The organism is Devosia psychrophila (assembly GCF_000971275.1).
Lineage (GTDB): Bacteria > Pseudomonadota > Alphaproteobacteria > Rhizobiales > Devosiaceae > Devosia > Devosia psychrophila.
The window spans coordinates 1-533 of sequence record NZ_LAPV01000230.1 but is presented as its reverse complement, the minus strand read 5'-3'; the positions used below and the strand labels follow the sequence as shown (position 1 = coordinate 533).

The 533-nt window shown below is 58.9% G+C and carries 1 protein-coding gene; it reads left to right on the top strand.

Annotated features, from left to right (window positions below):
• Nucleotides 1-481 (top strand): alpha/beta fold hydrolase (locus WH91_RS21295; protein ID WP_046173025.1); only part of this gene is annotated, 481 nt, incomplete at its 5' end.
• Between the last annotated feature and the right edge of the window lie 52 nt (nt 482-533).

Here is a 533-nt window from a genome sequence, read left to right as displayed (position 1 = left end):
CACTGGCCTGGCGTTAGCCAGGGCGCATCCGGAACGGGTGGCTGGCGTTTTCTTTTTTGCGTGCAATGTAGATGCAAGTGGCGCCTGGCCGTTCGAAATGACCGAAGTGATCGGCAATTGCCTAAAACGCCACCGGAAGGATTATGCCATGCTCTCGCCCGCGCCTGAGCGTTTCGACATGATGAGCGCAGCGCTGCAGGAGATGCAGGGTAGCCAGCCAAATTATTCGCCAGCGGACCTGGGTGCTATTAGCGTGCCCGTCACTGTAGCATGGGCGGCAAGTGACGAGTTTATCCGCCCCCATCATGCGCGCTATATTGCAGAAGCCATTCCCGATGCACGGCTGGTGGAACTGCCGGGCGTCACCCATTTTGCGCCGGTGCAGCGGCCGGCGGATTTCAATGCAGCGGTGTTGGAATTTTTGGAGGCAAATAAACCTCGAGCATCGTCATGGCGGTCGCCCCCGACTGAAGTGTGCTGAGGTCCGCAGGAGTGACAGCTTTCGGGACAGCATCGAGGCTGCTTGAACGACC